At 58.6% G+C, this 26201-nt stretch carries 23 protein-coding genes; 7 read left to right on the top strand and 16 right to left on the bottom strand.

The window, feature by feature from the left end; all coding sequences use genetic code 11:
* Nucleotide 1: 1 nt before the first annotated feature.
* From EDF73_RS24115 to EDF73_RS24080, 8 genes are all read right to left on the bottom strand, one after another.
* On the bottom strand, nt 2-1339 hold the full coding sequence (locus EDF73_RS24115; protein WP_132731530.1) for an MFS transporter: 1338 nt from the start codon (nt 1337-1339) through the stop codon (nt 2-4).
* A gap of 106 nt (nt 1340-1445) precedes the next feature.
* The gene (locus EDF73_RS24110) at nt 1446-2324 is read right to left on the bottom strand and encodes an SMP-30/gluconolactonase/LRE family protein (protein ID WP_132731529.1); all 879 of its coding nucleotides are present in this window, start codon (nt 2322-2324) and stop codon (nt 1446-1448) included.
* A 13-nt stretch (nt 2325-2337) separates the two neighbouring features.
* On the bottom strand, nt 2338-3675 hold the full coding sequence (locus tag EDF73_RS24105; RefSeq protein ID WP_132731528.1) for an MFS transporter: 1338 nt from the start codon (nt 3673-3675) through the stop codon (nt 2338-2340).
* A 133-nt stretch (nt 3676-3808) separates the two neighbouring features.
* Nucleotides 3809-4999, bottom strand: a complete 1191-nt coding sequence (locus EDF73_RS24100) for a thiolase family protein (protein ID WP_132731527.1) — start codon at nt 4997-4999, stop codon at nt 3809-3811.
* Between the two features lie 11 nt (nt 5000-5010).
* Complete coding sequence (gene fabG, locus EDF73_RS24095; RefSeq protein ID WP_132731526.1) at nt 5011-5745, bottom strand: 3-oxoacyl-ACP reductase FabG; 735 nt, start codon at nt 5743-5745, stop codon at nt 5011-5013.
* A gap of 10 nt (nt 5746-5755) precedes the next feature.
* The gene (locus EDF73_RS24090; protein WP_132731525.1) at nt 5756-7348 is read right to left on the bottom strand and encodes a CoA-transferase; all 1593 of its coding nucleotides are present in this window, start codon (nt 7346-7348) and stop codon (nt 5756-5758) included.
* The gene (locus tag EDF73_RS24085) at nt 7345-8901 is read right to left on the bottom strand and encodes a class I adenylate-forming enzyme family protein (RefSeq protein WP_132731524.1); all 1557 of its coding nucleotides are present in this window, start codon (nt 8899-8901) and stop codon (nt 7345-7347) included. The genes EDF73_RS24090 and EDF73_RS24085 overlap by 4 nt, the downstream gene beginning before the upstream one ends.
* A 288-nt stretch (nt 8902-9189) precedes the next feature.
* Nucleotides 9190-10023, bottom strand: coding sequence for an oxidoreductase (locus EDF73_RS24080; protein WP_132731523.1), 834 nt, complete (start codon nt 10021-10023; stop codon nt 9190-9192).
* A 161-nt stretch (nt 10024-10184) separates the two neighbouring features.
* Here EDF73_RS24080 and EDF73_RS24075 point away from each other — a divergent pair, with 161 nt between their 5' ends.
* Nucleotides 10185-11126, top strand: coding sequence for an AraC family transcriptional regulator (locus EDF73_RS24075; RefSeq protein ID WP_132731522.1), 942 nt, complete (start codon nt 10185-10187; stop codon nt 11124-11126).
* Nucleotides 11127-11168: 42 nt separating this feature from the next.
* On the opposite strand, the gene EDF73_RS24070 is transcribed toward EDF73_RS24075, so the two are convergent.
* Nucleotides 11169-12176: a LacI family DNA-binding transcriptional regulator gene (locus tag EDF73_RS24070; RefSeq protein ID WP_132731521.1), complete on the bottom strand. Its 1008-nt coding sequence runs from the start codon at nt 12174-12176 to the stop codon at nt 11169-11171.
* 200 nt (nt 12177-12376) lie between these two features.
* Here EDF73_RS24070 and EDF73_RS24065 point away from each other — a divergent pair, with 200 nt between their 5' ends.
* Both EDF73_RS24065 and EDF73_RS24060 read left to right on the top strand, forming a co-directional pair.
* Complete coding sequence (locus tag EDF73_RS24065; RefSeq protein WP_132731520.1) at nt 12377-13465, top strand: cellulase family glycosylhydrolase; 1089 nt, start codon at nt 12377-12379, stop codon at nt 13463-13465.
* Nucleotides 13466-13519: 54 nt separating this feature from the next.
* Nucleotides 13520-14914: an MFS transporter gene (locus tag EDF73_RS24060; RefSeq protein ID WP_132731519.1), complete on the top strand. Its 1395-nt coding sequence runs from the start codon at nt 13520-13522 to the stop codon at nt 14912-14914.
* A 342-nt stretch (nt 14915-15256) separates the two neighbouring features.
* Here the strand turns inward: EDF73_RS24060 and EDF73_RS24055 are convergent, their stop codons facing one another.
* The 6 genes from EDF73_RS24055 to EDF73_RS24025 form a co-directional block, all read right to left on the bottom strand.
* Nucleotides 15257-15415, bottom strand: a complete 159-nt coding sequence (locus EDF73_RS24055) for a YqaE/Pmp3 family membrane protein (protein ID WP_015585265.1) — start codon at nt 15413-15415, stop codon at nt 15257-15259.
* A 265-nt stretch (nt 15416-15680) separates the two neighbouring features.
* Nucleotides 15681-16688: a substrate-binding domain-containing protein gene (locus EDF73_RS24045; protein ID WP_132731518.1), complete on the bottom strand. Its 1008-nt coding sequence runs from the start codon at nt 16686-16688 to the stop codon at nt 15681-15683.
* A gap of 32 nt (nt 16689-16720) precedes the next feature.
* The gene (locus tag EDF73_RS24040; protein ID WP_132731517.1) at nt 16721-17758 is read right to left on the bottom strand and encodes an ABC transporter permease; all 1038 of its coding nucleotides are present in this window, start codon (nt 17756-17758) and stop codon (nt 16721-16723) included.
* 14 nt (nt 17759-17772) lie between these two features.
* Complete coding sequence (locus EDF73_RS24035) at nt 17773-19278, bottom strand: sugar ABC transporter ATP-binding protein (RefSeq protein WP_132731516.1); 1506 nt, start codon at nt 19276-19278, stop codon at nt 17773-17775.
* The gene (xylB, locus tag EDF73_RS24030) at nt 19275-20792 is read right to left on the bottom strand and encodes a xylulokinase (RefSeq protein WP_132731515.1); all 1518 of its coding nucleotides are present in this window, start codon (nt 20790-20792) and stop codon (nt 19275-19277) included. Before xylB ends, EDF73_RS24035 begins: the two co-directional genes overlap by 4 nt.
* 4 nt (nt 20793-20796) lie before the next feature.
* Nucleotides 20797-21831 carry an NAD(P)-dependent alcohol dehydrogenase gene (locus tag EDF73_RS24025; RefSeq protein WP_132731514.1) on the bottom strand — a complete coding sequence of 345 codons (1035 nt, stop codon included), beginning with the start codon at nt 21829-21831 and terminating at the stop codon, nt 20797-20799.
* Between the two features lie 231 nt (nt 21832-22062).
* Between EDF73_RS24025 and EDF73_RS24020 the strand changes: the two genes are divergently transcribed.
* A complete protein-coding gene (locus tag EDF73_RS24020; RefSeq protein ID WP_132731513.1) occupies nt 22063-22617 on the top strand; it encodes a D-lyxose/D-mannose family sugar isomerase in 555 nt (184 codons plus the stop codon).
* 70 nt (nt 22618-22687) lie between these two features.
* Nucleotides 22688-23689, top strand: coding sequence for a LacI family DNA-binding transcriptional regulator (locus EDF73_RS24015; RefSeq protein ID WP_132731512.1), 1002 nt, complete (start codon nt 22688-22690; stop codon nt 23687-23689).
* 135 nt (nt 23690-23824) lie between these two features.
* On the opposite strand, the gene EDF73_RS24010 is transcribed toward EDF73_RS24015, so the two are convergent.
* A complete protein-coding gene (locus EDF73_RS24010) occupies nt 23825-24721 on the bottom strand; it encodes a LysR family transcriptional regulator (RefSeq protein WP_132731511.1) in 897 nt (298 codons plus the stop codon).
* 117 nt (nt 24722-24838) lie between these two features.
* On the opposite strand from EDF73_RS24010, the gene EDF73_RS24005 reads away from it, so the two are divergent.
* Together EDF73_RS24005 and EDF73_RS24000 are read left to right on the top strand one after the other, a co-directional pair.
* Nucleotides 24839-25021 (top strand): 4-oxalocrotonate tautomerase, encoded by a 183-nt coding sequence (locus tag EDF73_RS24005; protein ID WP_132731510.1) that lies wholly within the window; start codon nt 24839-24841, stop codon nt 25019-25021.
* A gap of 147 nt (nt 25022-25168) precedes the next feature.
* On the top strand, nt 25169-26119 hold the full coding sequence (locus tag EDF73_RS24000) for a DMT family transporter (RefSeq protein WP_132731509.1): 951 nt from the start codon (nt 25169-25171) through the stop codon (nt 26117-26119).
* The last annotated feature ends 82 nt before the right edge of the window (nt 26120-26201 follow it).

The following is a 26201-nucleotide window of genomic DNA, read 5'->3' as shown; positions in this document are numbered from 1 at the left end:
TTTACTGCGCGTGGCGCGGCGTTTTATCGGTAGTCATGAGTTGCAGCAGCATGCCCAGCAGCGCGCATCCCGCCATGGTGAAGAAGGCGTAAATGTAGCCCGCCGGGTTCGACCAGCCGCCGCCCAGTTGGATCAGCCACCCCATCAACAGGGGGGAAACCCCGCCACCGATAAACATCGCGGTGGTGATAATGCCGTTGGCGGTGGAGGTGGCGCGTTCATCGGCGGAATCCGACGCCATGGCGTAGTAAATCGGCCACACGGCGTTGGCGACCAGGCCGAAAAAGAGCTGGATGGCGATCAGACGCGGCATATTGGTGGCGAAGTAGAACAGCGCGATGCCGATGCTCATCCACAGCCCGCAGATGATCAGGGTGCGTTTGCGACCCAGACTGTCCGACAGCCACGGCCAGATCACCTGTCCCAGCGTCCCGGTGAGGGTAAAGACGATACTCAACCCGGCGGCGGAGGCCAGCGACAGGCCGGAGACATGATAAAGATACGGCGGCAGTACGACGTTAATCCCCATGTAGACAATCTGCGTCAGCAGCGTGTTGCCCGCCGTGAGCGAGATATTGCGGTTGCGCAAAGTGCGCAGGAAGGTGCGCATCCCTTCGCCTTTTTCAACATGACTGCTTTCCTGGGCGGCCGGGCGCGTCATCCCCTGTTGATCGATGTGCTGATAAAGCGTGTTGATACGATCGGCGGTGGAATACTTCGCCCAGAAGATCATCAGCGGTATGGCGACAATCATCGCCAGCAGGAAGCAGTAGCGCCAGCTACCTTCGCCGAAGGTGGTCAGCACCAGGCTGGCTACCACGCCGCTCAGCAGCGCGCCGATCGGGTAGCCGGTATGGTGTACTCCCAGCGCGAAGCCGCGTTTCTCTTTCGGCCACCATTCGGCGGTATTGCTTACGCCTACCGGCTCGCCCCAGCCTGCGCCCAGGTTCACCCCGACGCGCAGCAGCACGAAAGTGGTCAGCCCGTGGCTGATGGCCTTAATCCCGGAAATGAAGGAGAGGGCGGTGTAACCCAGCACCAGCGGCACCTGAAAACGCGCGCGTTTCCAGCCGGAACCATAGCGGTCGCTCCAGATGGAGCCGGGGATATCCAGGACCGCAAGGGCGACCATGATCAGCGCCACCAGGTTACCCCACTGTTCCGGGGAGAGAGAGAACTCCTTTGAGATAACCGGTCCCAGACGCAGAATCATTTCGCGATCGTAGGCGTTAAGCACCCAGATCAGCCAGCACACCAGCAATGAAACCCAGGAGAAGCGATGGATTAACTGCTTTTTGACGCCTTTTTCTCTGGCAGGCGTTTGATTAATCGTTGTCATAGTGTTTGCTCCACGGCGCCGCGACAGCGTGATGCGCGCCGCTTGTTGTCAGGGTCAGAGTGAGTTCACCGGGTATTATTGTTTTGACGGCGAACCGGATAGTGATTTAACCGGCGAAGCGCCGTTCCGCTACGCCCGTTATGCCCAGCCCGTAAATGGCGAACAGGCTGCCGCGTAGCTGATTGTCTTCAGGAAAACGCGGTAACGGCGGTTGCGCCATCGAGGTGACATACAGCACGTCAAGGTTTTCGCCGCCGAACATCACGCTGGTGACTTTTTTCACCGGCATCTCGATAATGCGGTCGACTTTCCCCTCCGGCGTGTAGCGCACCAGCTTGCCCGCGTAGACCAGCGCATTCCACAGGCAGCCTTCGCTATCTACGGTTGCGCCGTCCGCCGCGCCGCCTTCGCTGCGATCCACCTCGCAGAACACCCGTTCGCCGGAGAGATTGCCGCTGGTGGTGTCGTAGTTCCAGGCGCGGATTTCACCGGTCCAGGTGTCGGCGAAGTAAAAGGTTTCGCCCGACGGGCTCCAGCAGGGCGCGTTGGAGACGATGATGTTCTGCTTGAGCACGTGCAGCGACAGGTCCGGATCGAGGCGGTACAGCGCGCCGCTCGGCTCCTCTTCGCGCATATCCATCGACCCGAAGAGAAAGCGCCCCTGGCGGTCCACCTTGCCGTCGTTCAGGCGGTTAAAGGGTCTGTCCGCCTCCGGGTGATGCAGCAGTTCAAGCTCGCCGCTGGCGAAATCGAGCAGATGCACGCCGTGCTGGAGCGCCACCACCGCGCCTTCGCCGTTCTGGCGCAGGGCGAAGGAGCCGATTTTCTGCCGCACGTCCCAGCTCTGAATCGCGCCGCCCTGCGCGTTGCAGGCGAACAGCCGCCCGTCCTGACTGTCCACCCACCAGAGCCGCTGTTGTTCTACATCCCAGACCGGGCTTTCGCCGAGCCGGGTTTTTAAATCCAGCAACACTTCAATGCGCATGATTGTCTCCTGGTTAAATTTTTTCTCCGCCGGCGGGTCTTGCCGCTGCGGTGGTATGTGACGATTGGCTTTGGATGAAGAGCGCCACCAGCGCACCGAGGATCAATAACGCCACGGCGAACCACAGCCCGGAAGTGGCGGAACCGGTACGATCTTCAAAAGCGCCAAGGATGAAAGGCCCGAGAAAGCCACCGCACAGGCCAAGACAGTTGAGCAGGCCGAAACAGCCCGCCAGCATATGGCCGCTCATGATCGACGGCAGCCAGTTGAAGATGATGGATTGCATGGCGAAGAACATAAAAGCGGCCAGCGAGAAGCCAGCCAGCGCGACGCCATGGCCGCCGCTGGCGCCGATAGCCATACCGATCGCCATCACCAGATAACCCGCCATCAACATGCGGCGCGAACGCCGTTCCGTGCGGGCGAAACGCGGCAGCAGCACCCCGCCGCAGGCCGCTGCGATCCACGGGATCGCGGTCAGCAACCCGATCTGTAACGAAGTAAGCTGCCCCCAGCTACCGATGATCCCCGGCAGGAAGTAGCTCAGTCCGTAGACCGAGAACTGATGGGTGAAGTAGATCAGCACCAGCAGCAGAAACACGCGGGTGGTGAGGGCGGTTTTCAGGGAGAAACGGCTCGGAACGTGGCTGCTTTCCTGCGCTTCGCGGGCGAGGTCGGCGGCGATCGCCCGTATATCGTCACGGTTCAGCCACGTCGCGTCTGCGGGCTTATCCGGCAGTTTGCGCCACACGATAAACGCGAGGAAGATCGCCGGCAGACCTTCAATAAAGAACATCCACTGCCAGCCGTGCCAGCCCGCCATGCCATCGAGACTCAATAAAACCCCACCCAACGGCGCGCCGATGATATTGGCGAAACAGACGCCGAGCAGGAACAGACCGGTGGCTTTAGTACGTTCTTCACGGCCGAACCACAGCGTCAGATAGTAGATAATGCCGGGATACAGTCCCGCTTCGGCGGCCCCCAGCAGCAGGCGCAGGATATAAAAGGATGTCGGTCCGGTAACGAAGGCCATCGCACAGGAGATGATCCCCCAGGTAATCATGATGCGGGCGATCCAGCGCCGGGCGCCGATCTTCGTCAGAAACAGGTTGCTGGGGATCTCCAGCAGCGAGTAGGAGAGGAAAAACAGCCCCGCCCCCAGCCCGAAGGCGGTGGCGGAGAGGCCGATATCCACCGACATGCTGGCTTTCGCCATGCCGATATTGGTGCGGTCAATAAAGCTAATGATGTACGCGACGATCAGCAGCGGCATCAAGTGACGATAGATCTTTTTATGCGTTCGCTGTAGCTGCGTATCGCTCATCGCCTTTTCATTTATTGCGGACATGGTTATTATTTCCCCGTAATCGTGGTCAGAAGCCTTGCCGGGATCGTGCCGATCCCGCATGTCAGCTCTCAGGTTGTCGCCGGGCGCTGACCCGAACGACGCCCGGCCCGAAGCCCCACTTCGGGCCGTTTTTCTACGCGCCTTCGCGCTCAAACAGCATAGAAATTCCTTGTCCGCCGCCGATACACATGGTCACCAGGCCGGTGCGCGCGCCGCTACGCTCCATTTCGTACATCAGTTTCACCGGCAGGATCGCGCCGCTGGCGCCGACCGGATGGCCGAGCGCAATCGCGCCGCCGTTGACGTTAACGCGCGCGGGATCGAGACGCAGATCGTTGATCACCGCCAGCGCCTGCGCGGCGAAGGCTTCATTGAGTTCCAGCAGATCGATGGACTGTACGTCCAGATTGAGTCGGTCCATCAGGCGGCGCGTGGCGGGCGCCGGGCCGAAGCCCATGATCTCCGCGCCGCAGCCTGCCACCGCCCAGCCGCGAATGCGCATCCGCGGCGTTAAACCGCGTTGTTCCGCCTGCTGGCGCGTCATCATCACCAGCGCCGCCGCGCCGTCGTTAATCCCGGAAGCGTTCGCGGCGGTGATCACGCCATCCTTTTTGAAGGCCGGGCGCAGCGCGGCGAGTTTTTCACGCGGGGTAGCGCGCGGATGCTCGTCGGTATCGAACCAGCGGGTCGCTTTTTTGCCGTCCGGCACTTCCAGCGGCAGAATCTGGTCGCGAAAGCGCCCCAGTTCGATCGCTTTCAGCGCCTTTTGCTGACTTTCCCAGGCGAAATCGTCCATCGCTTCGCGGGTGATGCCGAAACGCTCCGCCACATTTTCGGCGGTCATACCGTTGTGATACGGCCCTTCCGGCCAGGTGAGGATGGAGATCAGCCCGTCTTCCAGTTCGCCGTTGCCCATACGGTAGCCGTCGCGGGCTTTGCGCAGGTAGTAGGGTAGCTGCGTCATGTTTTCGGTGCCGCAGGCGACGACCACCTCCGCCTGGCCGCTTTGCAGCTCCATCATGCCGTCCGCCAGCGCCTGCAGTCCGGAGCCACACTGGCGGTTGACCGAATAGGCGGTGCTTTCCTGCGGTATCCCGGCGCGCAGCTGGCAGACGCGGGCGATAAAGCCGCTTTCGGCGATCTGCCCGACGTTGCCGACGATCACCTCGTCCACTTCCTGCGGCGCAATTCCGGCGCGCCGCACCGCTTCGCGGATCGTCGCCGCGCCCAGATCGTGCTGGTGGCTATGTTTCAGACTGCCGTTGAAGGTCCCTATCGCGGTGCGCACACCGCTGACAATCACAATATCATTGGCCTGTGCCATTGCTTTTCTCCTTACAGAACCATGCCGCCGCCGACATTAATAACTTCGCCGTTGATGTAACGCGCGCCCTCGGACGCCAGAAACGCCACGCATTCGCCGACGTCCTTCGCATCCCCGGCGTAGCCCGCCGGAATTTTGTTGATCATGATTTGCCAGATGTTTTCCGGCACGCCGCGCGTCATATCGGTATCGATGAATCCGGGACAGATGGCGTTCACCGTCACGCCTTTTTTCGCCAGTTCGCGGCAGGCGGTTTTGGTCATCCCCACCACGCCTGCTTTCGAGGCGGCATAATTGGTTTGCCCAATGTTGCCCAGCCAGCTGGCGGAGGCGATGTTGATGATGCGGCCCGCGCCGCGCTCGCGCATGCGGATGGCGGCCTGCTGCATACAGAAGAACGTGCCTTTCAGGTTGACGTCGATAACCGTATCCCAGTCCGCTTCCGTCAGTTTGTGCAGCATGGCGTCGCGATTGATCCCGGCGTTATTCACCAGTATCTCCACCGGACCGAATGCCTCTTCCGCCCCGGCGAACAGCGTTTCGACCTGCGCTTTATCACTGATGTTGCAACTGATGAATAACGCCTCCGCACCCGCGTCACGCAGGGCCGCCGCCGCCGCTTCGCCGTGGGCGTCGCGATCGGCGATAACCACCCGCGCGCCTTCGCGGGCGAGTATTTGGGCGATGCCAAAGCCGATGCCGCGTGCGGCGCCGGTGACAATGGCGGTTTTACTGGCTAGTTTCATAAACGGTTCCTTACGAGTTTGATGATGAATAGTGGAACAGACGCTCCGCCAGTCCGCAGGGGGCGGGCTGAAACAGCGCGCTGTCCATCACGGTCAGTTCCGGGGCAATTAACGGGCGAAAATCCATCTGTGCAAGGATGTCGCGTTGCAGATCGACGCCGGGGGCGATCTCCGTCAGCACCGGCCCTTCCGGACGCAGCTCGAACACCGCGCGTTCGGTGACGTAATGCATGGTTTGCCCTTTGGCGCGGGCCAGCTCGCCGTTGTAAGAGATTTGGTTAACCTGCGAGACAAACTTGCGTACCTCTCCTTCACGCAGAATGCGCAGCGCCCCCTGTTCACAGGCGATCTCCAGCCCTTTGGCGGTAAAGGAAGAACAGAACACCACATGGCGCGCGTTCTGGGTGATGTCGATAAAACCGCCGGCGCCTGGGCAGGAGGCGCCGAGGCGTGTGGCATTAACATGGCCGTGCGGGTCCATTTCGCCCGCGCCCATAAAGGTGATATCCACTCCCGCGCCGTTGTAATAGAGCATCTGATCCTGGTGGCTTATCATCGCGCTCAGGTTGCGGCCAATGCCGAAGTCGGTGCCGCCGGCCTGCTGCCCGCCATAGATACCCGACTCCACCGTGATAGTGACCGCATCACCGAGCTGTTCTTCGTGGACAATGGCGCCAATCACATCGTTAGGGATGCCCGTCCCCAGGTTGATAACGCAGCCGGGCGTCAGATAGCGACAGGCGATGCGGCCGATCAGTTTGCGTAGATCCAGCGGCAGCGGCGCGCTTTGCGCCGCGGGCAGGCGGATATCGCCGCAGAATGCCGGATCAAAGGCCCAGCCGGAGGTCTGACGATGGTCCGTCTCCGGTTCATCGCAGACGACAATGGCGTCAATCAGCGTGCCGGGGACGGTGACGCTTTTCGGGTGCAGCGAGCCTTTCGCCACGCGGTATTTCACCTGCGCCAGCACCTTCGCGCCGTAGCGTTTGGCGGCCAGTACCGCATGCAGCACTTCCAGCTGCATTGCCTCTTCATCGGTAGTGAGGTTGCCCTCCTCATCGGCATGGGTGCCGCGCACAATCACCACATCCAGCGGGATTGCCGGATAAAACAGATACTCTTCGCCGCGAAACTCGACATGTTCAATCAGATCTGGCTGTTCGCGGGTACGGGCGTTCATGCGTCCACCCTCAATACGCGGATCGACAAAGGTGCCCAGGCCGACGGGCGAAAGCCGCCCCGGCAGGCCGGCTGCCATTGCGGCGTAAAGGTGGACCATTTGCCCCTGCGGCAGGCACCACGCTTCCACTTCGTTGTTGTTGATCATCGCCATCCAGCGCGGCGCCAGCCCCCAGTGCGAGCCGATAATTCGGGTGACCATACCCGGATGGGCGAAGTGCTGGTTGCCGCGCTGGCGATCGCTCTGCCCTGCGGCGTGCATCAGGGTCAGGTCGCGCGGCTCATCTGTTGCCTGAAAGCGCGCTTCGATGGCTTTCAGAATGGATTCCGCCGCGCCGATCAGCGTCATGCCGACGGTGCAAATCGTGTCGCCGCTGCGGATAAGTTGCGCCGCTTCCCGGGCGCTGATAAATCTGCTGCTCACTTTTTCTCCTCCGTTGACAGGGTCGTGATGGACTCCGCGAGGCGCGTTTTAAGCTGCCTTTTGCTGACCTTGCCGTTATGGGTACGCGGCAGGGTGCGGGTGAAGATGATGCGGGCCGGGAGCTTAAAGCGGGCGACTTTCACCTTCAGCCAGGCAAGGATTTCTTCGCTGGTGAGGTGGTATTGCGCGTCCGGGACGATGAATGCCACGGGCTCTTCGCCATATACCGGGCTGGGCGCGGGGATCACCGCGACTTCACGCACGCCCTGATGAGTCGAAATAATGTTCTCCAGCTCAAGGGAGTAAATCTTCTCGCCGCCGCGATTGATCATGTCCTTACTGCGATCCTTGATATACAACCAGCCTTCGTCATCGAGATAGCCGAGATCGCCGGTGCAGAACCAGCCTTGCACATCGCAGCTGGGCCGCCGTTCGCTGCGCTGCCAGTATTCGCGGATCACCACATCCCCTTTCAGCCAGATATGGCCGATCTGCCTGTTGGGGAGAGGCTGCTGGCGGTCGTCGAGGATCCGGATGGTAAGACCGGGTATTGCCTGTCCCGAACTGCCGCGCTTCTCGTTGTCCCAGACGTCGACCGGGAAAATCGTGGCGGGCGAGGTGGTTTCGGTCAGTCCATAGATCGGGTGAATCGCGGTATTCGGAAACAGCGTTTTTAACTCGCTGATGAGCCCTTCATTCAGATGGCCGGCGCCGCAGGCGATGGCGCGTAACGATGGCCAGGTCGTCGGCTGGAGGGCATTGCGCGCGCGCGCCGCCTGACAGAGCAGGATAAATACCGTCGGCGAGCCATGCAGAAAGGTAATGTGCTGTTCGCGGAGGGTATTGAGCACCTCGGGCGCATTAAAACGTTGCTGTAACCAGATAGTTGCGCCGAGCGTGATAAACAGGGCCAGTAGCGCCGACAGGCCGGTGATGTGATAAATCGGCACCGCCAGAATAGTGCTGTCCGCCTCAGTCAGATTAAGCTTTTGCGCATAGGCATCGATGGCGCAAAGCAGGTTGCCGTGGGTGATGATGGCACCTTTGGGTTCGCCGGTGGTGCCGGAGGTAAACATCATTATCGCCGTATCGTCGCGGGCAACCTGTACCGGCAGGTCTGGCAGAGCTGCGGGCAGCTCCAGCGCCTGCCAGTCGGTGAGCGAAACGCAACGCGCGTTCGCCGTCTGTCCCAGCCAGTCCTGGACGCTGGCGTCGAATAACACCGCCTGGGGAGCGATATGGCCCACCAGCTCTTCGCTTTCGGCCTGTTTTAGCTTGGTGCTGAAGGGGATGACTTCGATACCCAAACCGAGCGCGGCGAAAAACATCTCGCAAAAGGCAGGGTGATTGCCCCAGGCCAGCAAAATACGATCGCCTTTGCGTAACGACCAGACGCGGTCAAGCTGCGCCATGGTCTGCTGTACCCGCTGGTGGAAATCGCGGTAGCGATAGCGGCGATCTTCAAACGCCAGCGCCAGGGCGTCCGGGCGGCGTGACGCGCTGTGGCTCAAGGCCTGGTATAAATTCTGAAAGTCGGCGGAGGTGCTGCTCATTTGTCTCTCCTGACATAGCATGATGGCTTGTCGTAGTCTGGAGAATTTCAGCAGCGGAAATTGCTGAATGGCTCACAACAAAAAATCAACAAAATTTGAACGGAATTGTAATATTGCACAAGGCGGCGAGCGGATGCGTTCATCCGTCGGCGGGAGACAGGACAGGCAGGATGTGCGGACGGTTAACCGCGGGTAAAAGAGGCGGTCTCCGCAGGTTCGGCATCGGCAAGCGTCTGATTGATGCCATTATTGGAGATTCTGCCCTCCCTGGACAGAATCCCCATCATCTTAGTCGTCGGTGGAAAGGCTAATCTCCCGCCACCTGTCGATATCCGCATTCATCTGCTGCAGTTTTTGCTTCACCAGGGTTACGGCATCGCTTCCCAGCAGCAGCGACGCCGGGGGATTGGGGCTTTCGATGAGCTGTAAAATGGCCCTGGCCGCTTTCACCGGATCGCCTGGCTGGTGGCCGCTGCGCTGCATTCGCGTTTCCCGGATCGGCCCGAAGCTATGATCGTAATCGCTGATGCTGCGCGGGGAGCGCACCATCGAACGCCCGGCCCAGTCGGTGCGAAACGATCCGGGCTGGATCGCCGTCACCGCGATATTAAACGGCTTCAGCTCTTTGCTTAGGGTTTCCGAAATTCCCTGCAGGGCGAATTTACTCCCGCAGTAGTAGCTGATGCCGGGCATGGTGATGAATCCCCCCATTGAGGTGATATTCAAAATATGGCCGGCGCGGCGCGCGCGGAACGCGGGCAGAAAGGCTTTAATCACCGCTACGGCGCCAAACACGTTGACGTTAAACTGCTGCAGAATCTCACTCATCGGCGACTCTTCCATCACCCCTTCGTGACCGTACCCGGCATTATTGACCAGCACATCCACGGTGCCGATGTTCTGCTCCACGTCGGCAACAATCGCGGGAATGGCGGCAAAATCCGTGACGTCCAGAATTCTGCCGAAGCACTGTCCTGGCGCCAGGGCTTCGAACGCCGCTTTGGCCTGCGCGTGGCGTAAGGTCCCGACCACCCGGTGCCCCGCCCGGAGCGCCTCTTGTGCCAGCGCGCGCCCGAAGCCGCTGCTGACGCCGGTGATGAAAAATAACTTTGCTCTGTTCATCCACTTCTCCTCCGTTAACCTGAGAAAGCAGAATAGGGCGGCGAGGGTGCGAAGCGTAGCCCCGATCCTCTCTGATCTTTGCCTGATCCTATGACTCGTCTGGACGCCGCCGCTGCCGGGTGCCACACTGCAATGACTTTCCACTGCCGGCCGCGAACGATATGGCATCTCACTCTTTACCGATCACCCGTCAGATGGTGACCCTCCTCGATCGGCTGACGCCGCATGAGGGCTACAATCTCACCGCTTTGCCCGACGTGCGTTTTTTACGTTCCGATCGCCCGCTGCTGCGCACGCCGGTGTTATACGAGCCCGGGATCGTTATCGTGGTGCAGGGGAAAAAGCGCGGTTTTCTCGGCGGGGATGTCTATTTGTATGATGCGCAGCATTATCTGATGGTCTCGGTACCGGTTCCGTTTACCATGGAAACGGATGCCAGCGCCGCCGAGCCGATGCTGGCGATCTATATCCGCCTCGATTTCAAGCTGGCCGCCGACCTGATGCTGGCGCTGGACGGCCGCGGCGCTGCGAATACTGGCCCCCCGCGCAGCATGATGTCGAGTCTGATGGATGACGCGATGCGCGGTTCGGTGTTGCGTTTCCTGCAGATTATGGCCTCGCCGCTGGACGCGGAAATGTTGGGGCTGTCCATGCTGCGGGAGCTCTATTACCGGGTGCTTACCGGGGAACAAGGGCAGACGCTGCGCAGCGCGCTCGCCCTGCAGGGACAGTTTGGCAAGGTGGCGATAGCCTTGCGCAAATTGCACGCCGAGTATGATTCGAATCTGGATGTGCCCGCGTTAGCCAAAGCCGCCGGGATGAGCGTCCCGACTTTTCATAGCCATTTCAAAACCGTGACCAACACCTCGCCGATGCAGTACCTGAAGTCGACCCGGCTGCATCAGGCCCGCCTGCTGATGCTGCGCAATAATCTTACGGCGTCGGCGGCGAGCGTGCGCGTCGGCTATGAGAGCGTGTCCCAGTTCAGCCGCGAGTTTAAACGCCTGTTTGGCCTGACGCCGCTGCGCGAGGTTGAGCGCATGAAGCGGACGTTCGCCATGCCCGCCCCGGCGATCCCGTCAGCGTTTATTTCTTCGCATTAAGCCGCTGCGCCATTACCCGCTGCCGCCGCGATAGGCCCGGACTCAGCGCTCGCTGGAGCGCCTGACCTTTAAGCGGCCGGATAAGCTGACCCGCGTCGCGGCATCTTCGTTGTTACACAGGTACTCCACCGCTAAGCGGCCCAGCTCGCCGTAGGGCAGCTGGATACTGGTGAGCTGCGGGGTCAACTGCTCGGAGATCTTTTGATCGTCATATCCGGCGACCAGCATGTTGTCCGGGATGGTGATGCCGCGGGCCGACAGCGCCTGATAGCAGCCGATGGCCAGCCAGTCGCTGGCGCAGAAGATGGCATCCGGCCGCTCCGCCAGATCCAGCAGCGCCAGGGTGGCCTGGTAGGACTCATTAAACTGCCAGTTGGTCTGGCGCACCCACTCCGCTTTTGGCTCGAGCCCCGCCTGCTCCAGCGCCGCGTGATAGCCGGCCAGCCGCTGGCGGGTGGCATCCATCCAGGATTCCCCGGTGATATGCGCGATGCGCTGCGCGCCCTGGCTGAGCAAATGGCGGGTCACCTGAAAGGCGTTGGCAAAATCATCCGGCACGAACGACGGCAGCAGCGGCGAATCGGGGGCGGTCTGGTTGAGCAACACCAGCGGCAGGGCGGTGCAGTCCTGAAACGGCGCCATATCGATGACCGCGGTCACCGGCGAGGCGAGAATAATCCCCACGCAGTTGCGCTTCTCCAGCTGGCGAATAATGTTGCGGGCCAGTTCGCTATCGTCGCCAAAATCGTACACCGTCAGCATCACTTCATTGCGCCATGCGGCTTCCCGCGCCTGACTTATCGCATCGATAAACGGGTCATAGCTTTGCAGGGAACTCACCAGCAGGGCGATCTCTTCCTGATTACGCGGGGAGTGAATACCGGGCAGCCGGGCGTAGCCCAGTTCCGCGGCGATAGCCATCACCCGCTCGCGGGTTTCATCGCTGAGTTTGATGTTGCGCGACTGGTTCAACACCAGCGATACCGTGGCCTGAGAGACGCCAGCGGTGCGTGCAATATCGTTCATCGTGACCTTGTTTTTCCGCTTCATGTTCCCTGCTCCCTCGCCTGTTGAATCAGCATCATACCTTCCCGGCCTGCGATCCGGCAGGGGAGTGCGTCATCGGTCACGTTTCTTTTGCTATCAGCCGCCCGGTTTGTGACCGGGCTCCCTTTTTCGCACGGTGCTATTTGCGCGTTTATTCCCCAACTAATATTTATTAGCTAAACAATATCAGCAAAGAGGTAGCGATGAAACAGCAGTGGAGCAAAGAGCAGGCGCAGACGTGGTATCAGCGGCAGGGCTGGCTGTGCGGCTTTAACTATCTGCCGGCAACGGCGGTCAACTGGACCGATATCTGGCAGCAGGAAACCTTTGATGCCGAAACCATTGACCGGGAACTGGGCTGGGCGGCGCAGGCGGGGTATAACTCCCTGCGTATCAATCTGCCGTTTATCGTCTGGGAGCACGATCGGCAGGGGCTGATTGCCCGCATCCACCAGTTCCTGGCGCTCGCCGACGGCCACGGCATCCGCACCATGCTGACGCTGATGGACGACTGCGGCTTCTCCGGGGATGAACCCTATCTCGGCCCGCAAAAGATGCCGGTGCCGGGCAAACATAACAGCCAGGCCGCCGCCAGCCCGGGGCGCGCGAAGGTCTGCGATCGCGACTGCTGGCCGCAGATTGAGCGCTATGTGCGCGATATTGTTCGCGAATTTCGCACCGACCGCCGCGTGTTGCTGTGGGATCTGTACAACGAACCCGGCAACCGCGGGATCTTCGCCAGCGGCACGCGGGAAGTGCAGTACGACGAAAAGCTCGAAACCTACGCCCATGAACTGATGCGCAAGGCGTTTGCGTGGGCGCGAGATGAAGACCCCGATCAGCCGCTCACCGTCTGCGCCTGGCGGCTGCCCGAGGAAAGCGAAGGCGAAGCGTTCTACCAGCATCCGCTGGACCAGACCGCGCTGGCGCTGTCCGATGTGGTCAGCTTCCATGCCTATACCAACACCGCGCGCATGGTCGCCATCATCCATCAACTGCAGCAGCTCGGCCGACCGCTGTTCTGCACCGAGTGGCTGGCTCGTCACGTCGGCAGCACGATCGAAGAGCAGCTCCCGCTGATGCACGCCGCCAATGTCGCCCCCTATCAATGGGGGCTGGTGCGCGGTAAAACCCAGACCTGGCTGCCGTGGCCGGTGGTGATGACCCGCTCGCCGGATTATTGCCGCCTGTGGTTCCACGATGTGTTTGAAGAAAACGGCATTCCCTTTTCGCAAGCGGAAATGGATCTGGTGCGTAAACTGAGCCGTATTGGTTTGCACCCCGCGGGTTAAAAATAATAACAAATGCAGCCCGGCACTCTGCTGCCGGGCAATAAGGTAAACGCTATGGCAAATGCAATGAAAATACCCTCTCGCGAGCTATGGTCTTATTTTGGCTACGGGTTGGGCCAGTGCTTTAGTTTTGGTTTAGTGGGTTCGTTTATTAACTATTTTTATACCGATGTGCTGGGCATCTCGGCCCTTGCCGCCAGCTCCATTTTCCTGATTGCCCGCGCCTGGGATGCGATCCACGATCCGCTGTTTGCCAGCATCATGGACACCATCAACAGCCGTTTCGGTAAGTTTCGCCACTTTTTGCTCATTGCGCCGCTGCTGATCACCGGCATCACGCTGCTGTCGTTTTATAAAATCGAAGCGGATATGACCACCAAAATTCTCTACGCCGGGGTGACCTATATCCTGTGGGGAACGCTGTACGCGATTTCAGATATCCCCTTCTGGTCGATGTCATCGGTAATGAGCAACGATTCCAGCCAGCGTACCCGCGCGGTGACGGCGGCGATGCTCGGGGTGAATGCCGGGATTGCCTGCACCAATATTTTCTTCCCCAGGCTGGCGGCCTTTTTTGCCCAGTACAGTAATGACAAAGGCTACTTTATGGCCGCGCTGGTAATGGTGCTGATTGGCCTGCCGCTGATGCTGAACGGCTTCCTGCAGATTAAAGAGCGCGTGCCGCCGAGCCCGGAAAAGGTCACCATCCGCGATACCTTTCGCAACTTAAAGCACAATAAGCCGCTGTTTATCATTCTGCTGTCGTTCTTTTTCTGCGTCTTCCATAACGTCGCCAACGGCATTTACATCTACTTCTTTATCTACAACATGGGCGATGGCGGCCTGCAGATGGCTATCGGTCTGATGGGCATTATCGCGGCGGTGGTCTGCCTGGTAGCGCCGATGCTGACCCGCAGAATGCAGAAGCGGCAGCTGTTTATGATCCTCTGCGGGCTGGATATCGTGGTGCGGGTGATCATGTGGTTTGCCGGCTACCAGCATGCGGCGCTGCTGTTTGTTTTGCTGGGTCTGAGCACCATCTTTGTCATGATGACTAACATCCTTACCTCGTCGATGATTGCCGATACCATCGAGTACGCCGAATACCACACCCACCGGCGCTGCGCGGCGATCACCTTCTCCGGCCAGACCTTTACCGGCAAGATGTCGGTGGCGGTTGGCGGCGGGTTAATCGGCGTCTTTTTAACCATCATCGGCTACGTGCCTCAGGCGCAAAGCCAGAGCGCCGCCGTACTGAACGGGCTATTCTTCGGCATCTGCCTGCTGCCCGCCATCGGCTCGCTGATTCGCCTGGGCTTTATGTCGCGCTTCACCTTTACCGAGGATAAGCACGCGGAGATCTGCCGCCTGCTGGCGGAGCGGCATCATGCCGCCGGGGCAGGCGAGGACTCGCCCGATATCGCCACGCGCCCGCTTTCCGCGAATTAACCATACCCGTACCGGCGATGGTCTGATGCGGCAACGGACACCAACCGTAATCTCTTCGGGATTACGGTTTTTTTGCGCGTCCGCCAGGATGACCGGGATGGCGGCGATAATAAGGTCTGTGCATACCGTCAAATATAAAGGAATAAGATGGCGTTTTGGCGGCGCGAGTACCGCTTGTGTTTATGGCATAACCGGGAAAGGAGGCAGAGGAATTAAAAATTATATGACTTGATGAATGCGATAGCGATATTCACATCCGCGTGGTCGACGGTAGATAAAATCTGCTGGAAAGAAATGGCTTTAATTAAACACGGCGCCGGTGCGCCGTGAGGGGGCGGCAGGTTAATCGCGGGTTTGCACCCAGAATGCGTGAATCAGGCCGGGGATATAGCCCAATAAAGTCAGCACGATATTAAGAATAAATGCCCAACCAAATCCTTTCCCCAGGAGTACGCCAAGCGGCGGCAGAATAATCGTTAAAACAATTCTCCAGAATCCCATCTACATTCTCCCTATAAATATCATTCACATTTTTACCCGGCAACGTTACCTGTAAGCATAGTAATTTTACCTGAGGCTGCCAGTTTGCCCTTCGCTTTTACTCTCCTTTACGCTGGCACCCTGGCGCCATTCTCATGGCCTCCACGCCATTGCGGGCCGCCGAACACTGGGTTGATGTGCGAACGCCGGAACAGTTTCAGCAATCGCATGTGGAAGGGGCGGCAATCTCCCCGGGCAGTTCGCCGGGGGAGATTGCAGGGGGAAATTACTTACGCGCGTCCAGCAGTTGCTGTGCGTTGTCGGCGGTCACCACGGTCCATGGAATGTAGTAATGTTTCTGCGTTCCGCCATCCCATTTCAGGTCTTTAGCGTACTGTTTCCAGATATCGGACTGCGGCTGGTAGCTTTCGCCCTTCACCGTACGCAGTGCCACGTCGATAGAGCCCTGCATCTGGCCTTTGGCATCCTGCAGGATAGAGACCATTTCCCCGGCCTGTACCGCGTGAATGGCATCGGAGACGCCGTCTACTCCGGCAATGGCAAAGTCTTTGACGTTCAGACCTGCGCCTTTAATAGCTTCAATCGCGCCCAGCGCCATCTCGTCGTTCTGACCAATCACACCATTGATTTTACCACGATGCTTTTGCAGCCAGTTTTCCATCAACGGTTGAGCCTCGGCGCGCGACCAGTTCGCGGTCTTACGCTCCAGCACCGTTACCTGGCCCGCGCCACACTCAGCGATGGCCTTATCGTTCCCTTTACCGCGCTGAATCTCGCCACTGCCGCCTTTCGGACCTTCGATGATGACTACGTTTACTTTATGGTTTTTACAGTCGAGCTTATCCAGTACCGCCCTGGCCTCCAGATAGCCGCCAAGTTCATCGTTAGACACCACTTCTGAGGTCATATCTTCAGTGTGCAGGCGCGCGTTGGTGACCACCACCGGGATTTTTGCCTCATTGGCATTGGTGACGATATCGATGTTGGCCTCATAATCCATCGGGTTGACGATAATCGCGTCGGCGCGGGTCTGAATCGCCGTTGCCGCCTGGTCGTTCTGAACCGAGGCATCGTAACGTCCGTCATAAAACGTCAGCACCGCTTCGCCGCTTTTCACCGCCGGATGCTCCTTGCCGTATCTCTCCATCAGCTGCACGAATTCGGCTTTATTGCCATACATCAGCACCGCGATTTTCACGGGGGCCGCCTGAGCTGCCACCAGGCTTCCCATCATCATGGCTGAAGCACACAACGCAATTTTGGTCTTATTCATTATTCTTCTCCGGTAGGGGGTTTGCAGGTTAATTAATCGCGCTGTTGCTTACGCGATGGGTCGAGCAAGACGGCGACAACGATCAGCGCGCCTTTGATAATCTGTTGGTAGTACGATTGCACGCCGAGCAGGTCGAGGCCGTTATTCATTACGCCGATAATCAGCACGCCAAAGAATGTACCTACCAGGGTGCCGACGCCGCCGGCCATACTGGTACCGCCAATCACTACCGCGGCGATGGCGTCGAGCTCGTAGCCCGCGCCGGCATTGGTCTGCGCCGAACCGGTTCGGGCGGTGAGGATCAGCCCTGCGATTCCCGCCAGGGCGCCACAGAGGGTATACACCAGCACCTTGATACGGATAACGCTAATTCCGGAAGTGCGGGCGCTTTTGGGGTTACCGCCGACAGCATAAACGTGGCGGCCAAAAATGGTTTTATTCAGCAGCAGCCAGGCGAGGGCGAACAGCAGAATAAAGATAATCACCGGTACCGGGACGCCGCTGATATAGCCGTTACCTAACCAGCGAAAATCGCTATTCAGCTGTGATACCGGGTTGCCGTTGGTGGTCAGCATGGTCAAACCGCGGGCCGCAGACAGCATCCCCATGGTGACGATGAACGGCTGGAGGCGATAGCGGGATAAGACGGTACCGTTTATCAGCCCGCAGACGATGCCGATACCCAGCGCGACGATCAGCGGTACCATCACCGCCGTGGCGGTATCGCCAATCGCCAGACCGCTGTTATTGGTGGCGAAACGGGCGGCGACGATCCCACTGAGCGCCAGCACCGATCCGACCGACAGGTCCACCCCGGCGGAGATAATGACGAAGGTCATACCTATCGCCAGAATGCCGTTGATCGACACCTGTCGCAGTACAATCAGCATATTTTCATCGCTGAGAAAATAGTTGCTGCTCCAGGCGCCCTGAGTCACCTGGTACTCGCCAATCAGCGCCACGATCAGGCACAAGACGAAGAAGGCGATGATAATGCCGTACTTGTGCATACGGCGTTTATTGCGGGTGAAAAACGAAATCCCGGGTGATAAGGAGTGGGTACTGTTCATGTGTTATCTCTCTGTTAAACCGCGAGTTTCATCAATTCGGTCTGGGTCGCATTGGCGGCCGTAAGCTCACCGGCCAGTTGGCCGTCGCGAAACACTAAAATGCGATCGCTCATGCCGATAATTTCCGACAGCTCAGACGAGACCATGATGATCCCCTTATTTTTCAGGGCGAATTCCGACATAAAGCGGTAGATCTCTTTCTTGGCGCCGACGTCGATACCGCGTGTTGGTTCATCCAGCAGCAGCACCTCCGGATTGAGTAGCGCCCAGCGTCCCAGCACCACCTTCTGCTGATTACCACCGCTGAGGTTGCCCACCGGCTGTTCGCCGTCATGGGTTTTGACGTTGAAGCGTTTAATCATTTCACTGGTGCGCGCCTGCTCCCGTTTTTCACTGATAAACCCGGCGCGACTGATGGCGTCCAACGACGAAATGTTGATGTTCTCGCTGACCGAGCGACACAGCACCAGGCCGGTATCCTTGCGATCCTCGGTGACATAGGCGATACCGCAGGCAATCGCCTCTTTCGGCGAGTGGCGGCCTAGCGTCTTCTCTCCCAGCTGGATCGTGCCGCTGTCGGCATGTTGAATACCGAACACCAGATCGAGAAATTCGCTGCGTCCCGAACCGACCAGGCCGTAGATGCCGAGGATTTCGCCGCGCTTAAGCTGCAAGCTGATATCCTTGATCTTGTTACGCCAGCGTAGATTCTTGACCTCCATCATTATCTCTTCGCCGGGCTGGTTGAACTTGGCGAATTCGCTGTCGTACTCGCCGCCGATGATGTGCTCAATCAGCTGTTCGCGGGTGATATCCGCGATCAGGCCTTCATGGATATAGGCGCCGTCGCGAAAGATGGTGTAGCTGTCGGCAATCTGGAAAATCTCCGACAGGCGATGTGAAACGTAGATGATCCCTTTGCCTTTATCCGCCAGGCGTCTGATAGTCTGGAAGATCTTCTGCGCGTCCTCTTCACCAATCGCCGAGGTGGGCTCATCCATGATGATGATGTCGGCATTGGCATGTGACAGGGCTTTGGCGATCTCCACCAGCTGCTGTTCGGCGACGCTCAGGTTGCGCATCTTCTCGGTGGCGTTAATGTTGAATTCGAGCTCCTTCAGTAAGGCGGCGGTGCGCTGATTGAGAGTGGTGAAGTCGACAAAGCCAAAGCGTTTTGGCTCGCGGCCCAGCCAGATATTCTCTGCGACCGTCAGGTCCGGGATCGCGCTCAGCTCCTGCTGGACAATCGCCACCCCGGCGTTCAGCGCTTCACGTGGATGATGAAATTCACAGCGCTGGCCATTGATAAAAATGTCGCCACCGTCGGGCTGAATAAAGCCCATCAGGATGCTGAGAAATGTCGATTTACCGGCGCCGTTGCCGCCGCAGAGCGCGTGAATGGAGCCCCGGCGCAGGCAGAATTCGGCGTTCTTTAATGCCACCACCGGACCGAAGGCTTTTCTGACCCCGGTGACTTCCAGCAGATAGGTGGGTTGTTGGGTATGCGGATCGCGCGTCACAGTTGTACCTCCGGATAAGTCTGCTGCAGGCGTTGCAGATACCGTTGATAAAGTGCGTCATACTGCGCCTGACGGCTGACGTCAGGCTGCGTGTAGGTTGCCGGGTCCAGTGAAACAAAGCGTTGGCACAGTTTGGCCAGGAGCGCGTGGGCATCCTGACCGGGTTCATCCGCCAGCGCTGTCGCCCACATCGCCTGAATTGCGCCGCCGAGGGCCGCGGTCTCTTTGACCTGTAAACAGACCACCGGGCAGCCCATCACATCGGCGACAATTTGTCGCCAGCCTGCGCTACGTGCTCCTCCGCCGGTCAGACGAATTTCGCGTGCGGCGATACCCTGGCGGCGGAACAATTCAATGCCATAGCGCAAACCGTATGTCGCGCTTTCCACCACCGCCCTGCACAGGTTGGCGCGGGTGAAGTTATCGCTGTCGAGGTTATGCAGGCTGGCGCGGGCATGGGGGAGCTGCGGGACCCGTTCGCCGTTGAAGAAAGGCAGCATTTCTACGCCGCCAGCGCCAGGCGTGGCCTGCATCAGCAGCGAATTAAAGCCCGTGATATCCTCATCTAACAGCGCCTGCATGGAGGTGGTGGCCGAGGTGACGTTCATGGTGCAAATCAGCGGCAGCCAGCCGTTAGTGCTGGAGCAGAACCCGGCAATTTTGCCGTCTCCTGAGCTGATCGGCTCCCCGGACCAGGCGAAGAGCGTGCCGGAGGTACCGAGACTCATGGTGATGGTCCCGGCATCAATGTTGCCGGAGCCGATGGCTGCCATCATGTTATCACCGCCGCCGGTGGAGACGCGGGTCGCAGGGCTAAGGCCGAGCATTGCCGCCGCCTGCGGTCGCAGTGTTCCAATATCGCTTTCCGCGCTTTTCAGCGGCGGCAGGGCGCTCCATAAACGGCCGCTGTCATCGATAAGTTCAACCGCGGCTTGGTCCCATTGGCGAGTGCGGACGTTAAGCAAGCCGGTACCGGAAGCATCGCCATATTCGGCGACCCGTTCGCCGGTCAACCAGTAATTCAGGTAATCATGCGGGAGCAGCACGGTATGCAGCTGCGCCCACAGTTCCGGGTGATGGTGCTTAAACCAGAGGATTTTCGAGGCCGTATAGCCAGTGGCGACCATCAGACCCAGCTTCTCCAGCGATCCCTGAACACCGCCCAGCTGCTGTAGCAGCAGCGCATTCTCTTCCGCCGTTTCCGTGTCGCACCACAGCTTGACGCTATGCAGCACGTTCCCCTGTTCATCCAGCGGCACAAAACCATGCTGTTGGCCGGAGACGCCCAGAGCGTTAATCTCTTGCGGGTCGACATTTGCCTGAGATACCGCCTGGCGGAAGGCCGCGATTAATGCCTCGATCCACCAGCTGGCCTCCTGCTCGCGACGTCCGTTAGAGTTGCTGATAAGGCGGTGAGGGGCGCTGCCTTCACCAACGATCGCCCCCTGTTGGCTGTCGACAATCACCACTTTTGTCCCTTGCGTACCGCAGTCTATGCCAGCATAGAGCGTCATGGGATTACTCCATTTCCAGCATGATTTTGATATCAGAGGCGTGTCCAGCGGCCGCGCGCTCGAAGGCGGCAACGCTATCGACAAACTTATAGGTCTGGCTAATCAGCGGCTTAACATGCAGTTTGCCGCTGCTCAGCAGCCGCAGCGTACGCGGGTACATGTTGGCGTAGCGGAAAATGGTCTTGAAGGTAATCTCTTTGGCCTGCGCGGCAACAATATCCATCGGCGCGGCATCGATCGGCATGCCGACCAGCACAGCGGTGGCGCCCGGCGCGGCGTGTTCGGCAAGCGTCGCGATCGCCGGTTTGGCGCCGCTGCACTCGAAGACGATATCCGCGCCGTTGCCGCTGGTCAGCGCGGCGACTTTGCCTGCCAGATCGCCGGTTTTGATATTCACCGCATGGAGGCCTTCATAGTTGGCGGCAACCGCCAGCTTCTCATCGAACAGATCGCAGATGATCACATCTGAGCAGCCGCCTGCCAGCGCCGCCAGCGCCGTCACCACGCCAATCGGCCCTGCGCCGATCACCAGCGCGATGTCGCCCGGCTTAATCCCCGCCTTGGTTGCCGCATGCATACCGATCGCCAGCGGTTCAACCATGGCGCCTTCGGCGAAACTGACGTTATCCGGCAGTTTAAAGGTGAATGCACCCGGGTGGATCACGGTTTCACGCAGACAGCCGTGGACCGGCGGGGTAGCCCAGAAACGTACCGCCGGGTCGAGATTATAGATGCCCGCGCGGGTCTGAGCGGAGTTCATGTCCGGGATCCCCGGTTCCATGCACACGCGGTCGCCGACGCGGACGTGAGTTACATTTTTACCCGTGGCCAGCACCACGCCGGCGGCTTCGTGACCGAGCACCATCGGCGCTTCAACCACGAAGGGGCCAATGCGGCCATGCTGGTAATAATGGACGTCGCTACCGCAGATGCCGACGGAGTGAATTTTGATCTGGACATCGTTGTCGCCGAGCACTTCGTCAAAGCTGCGATCTTCGATAGCGATTTTACCGGCCTCTGCCAACACTAATGCTTTCATATGCCCTCTCTGTGTAATCATTTTTATGGTATCGGTATCATTTTGATGCGACGATCCTGGAGTAAATGGAATGTGAAAACTGTGACTTAAGTTAAAAATATTCGAAATATGTTAACTTCCATGGTCGCGTGTAACATCCAGTAGCGATGCGGATCACAGAAAAAAACTGAGGATGGCGGGTTTAATGCTGTCACCAGTGTTATCGATACCGTTTATAACGCAGAGGATACGATGAATACACCGACCGATACCGTTCAACGCACACACCATTTCCTGCAGCTGGCTGACATTGTTTTGACGGAGGATGAAAAGCAACGCATTGAAATAGCTACATTTGGCTTGCCTGATTATCCCTTGTCCGGCCTGCAGCTGCTGACGTATATCAACTCGCCGCGCTACTGCGCGAAAGAGCTGGTGCTGTTTCCGCGCCAGACTTGCCCGGAACATTTGCATCCACCTTTTGCCGGAACGCCTGGGAAGCAGGAGACGTTCCGCTGCCGCTGGGGAGAGGTGTACCTGTTTGTGGATGATGAGAATTTGACGCCGAACGATGCCGGTGGCGAGCCGATATGTCGGGTGCCGGAGGGCAGTGAACCTTGGTATACCTGCAATCGTTACATTTTGCTGCGTCCGGGCGAGCAGTATACTATCGCCCCCAATACCCGCCATTGGTTCCAGGCCGGGGGACAGGGGGCGGTGGTGTCGGAATTTTCTTCTGAAAGCCGCGATGAGCTGGATATTTTTACCGATCCGCGCGTAAATCGTCTGGCTGGAGTAAAGTGTTAGCATCCTTGTGAGAGTTCTGTCATGATGACGTAATGATACAAAATGATATGATTTAACTAAGGAGCTGCATTTGGCAGTGGGTCGTGGACGCAAGGCGACGCTGGCAAGCGTCGCCGCACAGGCAAACGTCAGTAAAATTACCGCCTCTCGGGCTTTCTCTCAGCCGGATAAAGTGCATCCGGAAACGCTACAGCGCATTCGCGAGACGGCGGCCAGCCTTGGCTACGTCGTCAATGCCGCTGCGCGTAATCTGCGGGCAAAAACCAGTAAAACCATCGGGATTGTTAATCCTGATATGGCCAACCCGTTCTTTGGCGGTCTGACACGGTTGATCACGCTGGAAGCGCAAAAGATGGGCTATGACACGCTGGTGTTTGACTCCTATGAGTCCCAGGAAAGCGAAGATCGTATTATCGAAAAACTGATTGGTTATAACGTTGATGCGATCATTTTATCGGTGATCTCCAACGATCATCAGTATCAGCCGCCGTATCTCAAGCGCCTGGAAATGCTCAATATTCCTGTGGTGCTGGTGGACAGGGAGCTGGACGATCGCTACTGCAGCGGGGTCTATATTGATAACCTTGACTGCGGGTTGCAGGCCGGGCGTTGGTTGCTGGAGCAGAAAGCGCAGCGCGTGGTGGTGGTATCAGGGCCGGAAAACTCCAACGTCGCCCGGGAAAGGGTCACGGGGCTGCAGGCGGCGCTGCTGGGAAAAGTGGCATCATTCGAAGTGCTGTATGCGGACTTCTTTATGGATATTGCCTGGCAGGAGACCAGCCGCTGGCTGGCGAACAATCCGGCACCGGATTTCTTCGTCGGCTGTAATAACCAGATTTCGCTGGGGATTATCAAAGCCTGTCTCGAACATGAGCTGGATCTCAAACAGCAGGTCTCTTTGTTTAGCATTGATGAAGTTTCGCATGCCGGGATCTACGGCTTCCATTTTCCCTGCCTGTCGCATGATTTGCAGGAGATCGCCTGGCAGGCGTTGAATTTGGCGATTCGCCGGGTGACCGATCCCGAAAGCAAACCAGGTAAAGTGGTCGTGCGCGGCAAAATGATGCCGTAACTCTCCCTTCTCCCCATTCCAGCCAATCTCCGTGTTGACGCAGATACCGTTGACTCTCGTCTGTATGGCGCTGCAGAGCCTGCATCAGGCAGCAAGTCGATAGTGACGAACTGGATGGTGCAGCCTGCGGCCCTTTTATGACTGTTCCGCCCCAAAGCGCTCAACCAGAAAATCGATCACGCTGCGCAGCTTGGCCGATGGGCGGGCATCCTGCTGGTAAATCAGGTACATCGGCGTCGGTTTATATGACCACTCGGGCAGGACCGGCACCAGGCGGCCGTGGGCGATATCCTCCATCAGCATGGATTCCGGCTGCAGCACAATGCCACAGCCGTAGAGAGCGGCGATGCGCAGCGCGTTGCCCTGATTAGACATAAAGCGCCCCTTCACCAGCGCCTTAAAGGTTTCACCCCCGGGACCCATCAGCTCCCAGCGATCCTGATGAATCCAGTAGGAAATCCCCAGACAGCTGAAGTTGCCCAGCTGATCAGGGTGTGCCGGCATCCCGTGCTGGCGAATGTAGTCGGGGGAAGCGGCGAGTATCCGGCGATAGGAACGCAGCGGCCGGGCGACGACGTCAGGCTGGCTGACGTCACCGACATGGATACCGAGCTCAAAATTTCCCTGGCTTAAGTTGGGCGCCTGGTTATCCAGCGTCAGCATGACGTTGACGGCGGGATTCTGCGCCATGTAGACGCTCAGCGCCGGCACCAGAAACTGGCCGCCGAAACTGACCGGGGCGACCATCTGCACCAGCCCTTTGGGGGTGGATTGCAGCTCCATGGCGCTATGTTCGGCAAGGGAAAACTCCGCCAGCACGCGGCGGCAGCGCTCATAGTAGAGCTGCCCGACCTCGGTAAGCTGCTGGCGGCGCGTGGTCCGGTGCAGCAAACGCGCGCCGAGCCGTTGTTCGATGGCGCGGATCTGCTTGGCGACCATGGTTGCCGATACGTCGCTGACATCGGCCGCGGCGGTAAAACTCCCGCATTCGACCACCCTGACAAACATCTCCATTCCGGCAAGTTTATCCATGATTAACAACCTGTAGGTTCTGATTCAATTAACCTAACACACATTTATTCTCCTTCCGGTATCGGCAAAGATAAATTTGTCGGCCCCAGCCGGGGCGCTTAATAGCAGAGGATAAATATGCCGGTATTACGTTTAGAAATGCAGCCAGGCCGTACGCCTGAACAAAAACGCGAATTTGCCCGGGAAGTCACCCGGGTGGCCGTAGAAACCTTAAAATGCAAACCGGAGAGCGTGGAGGTGGTGATTGTTGAAATACCCAAAACGCACTGGGCGAAAGCGGGAATATTACCCACGGAATAAATCATCATCGTAATAATACTTTTCGCCAGCACAGAATAACGGTGCTGGCTGAAATAAGCGGTCACCGCGGATTATCTCTGCCGCATTCTTGTTTCTCTGCAACCGGGGATAAATCGCGTTGCGGAGTATGTTATCGGATATATCGCTATGAACAACGCGTATTCTACCGGCGTCATCTGCTGCCTGATCGCCACCCTTTCGTGGGGCGCGACTTTCCCGATTATGACCAGCGCCCTGACCCGTGCTGACCCCTATACTTTCACCTCGCTGCGCTATGGGTTTACCGGTCTGGCGTTAGCGCTCGCGCTCTATCTCCGCGAGGGCCGCCAGGGGTTCAGCCTCAAAGGGCAGCGTGCGGGGCTGGCGTGGCTACTGGGCTCAGCGGGGTTCGTCGGCTTTGGCTTTCTGGTCTTCTTAGGCCAGCAGATGGCCGGCAAGAGCGGGGCGCTCACGGCGTCGATTATGATGGCTACCATGCCGATGCTCGGCATTCTGGTCAATGGCGTCATCCGTAAGGTGGTGCCGCCCGCCATCTCCATCGGGTTAATTCTGCTCTCCTTTTTTGGCGTCATCACCGTGATTACCAAAGGGCAGTACGGTAGCCTGTTCCATGCGCCTTCCGGCTATATTGCCAATGCGCTGATGATCCTGGGGGCGCTGTGTTGGGTTATTTATACGGTGGGCGCCGCCTTTTTTGCGCACTGGTCGCCATTAAAATATACGGCAATGACCACCTGTCTGGGAATGAGCAGTATCCTGGTCCTGAACGGCATGTTGTATATTATCGGCGTGGTGCCGGTACCTGCGCCGGGGGATCTGGTGTTTGTTATTCCGCATGTTTTTTATACGGCGATCGTTGCCGGCTTTGTCGGTATTCTGTGCTGGAATATCGGCAATAAAATTCTCACCCCGCTTAATGGCGTGCTGTTTATGGATATTGTTCCCCTTACCGCATTCTCTCTTTCCGCCATCACGGGAGTAAAACCCACGGCCGCGGAAATGACCGGAGCGTGCATGACCGGCGCGGCGCTGATCCTGAATAACCTCTATTTGCGCTACCGTAGCGCGAAAACGGCGGTGCTCTCCCGACCCACGTGACGAGGTTAGCGGCGACGATCGATACCCGACGGCAGTCCGCATCGGGGCTGCCGCCCGGCCAGCGGGCTGGGTTGCGTTTGTG

The sequence above is a fragment of the Klebsiella sp. BIGb0138 genome, from assembly GCF_004342285.1.
Taxonomy (GTDB): Bacteria; Pseudomonadota; Gammaproteobacteria; order Enterobacterales; family Enterobacteriaceae; genus Klebsiella.
The sequence above is the reverse complement of the archived record's forward strand: the minus strand, read 5'-3'. Positions and strand labels throughout refer to the sequence as shown.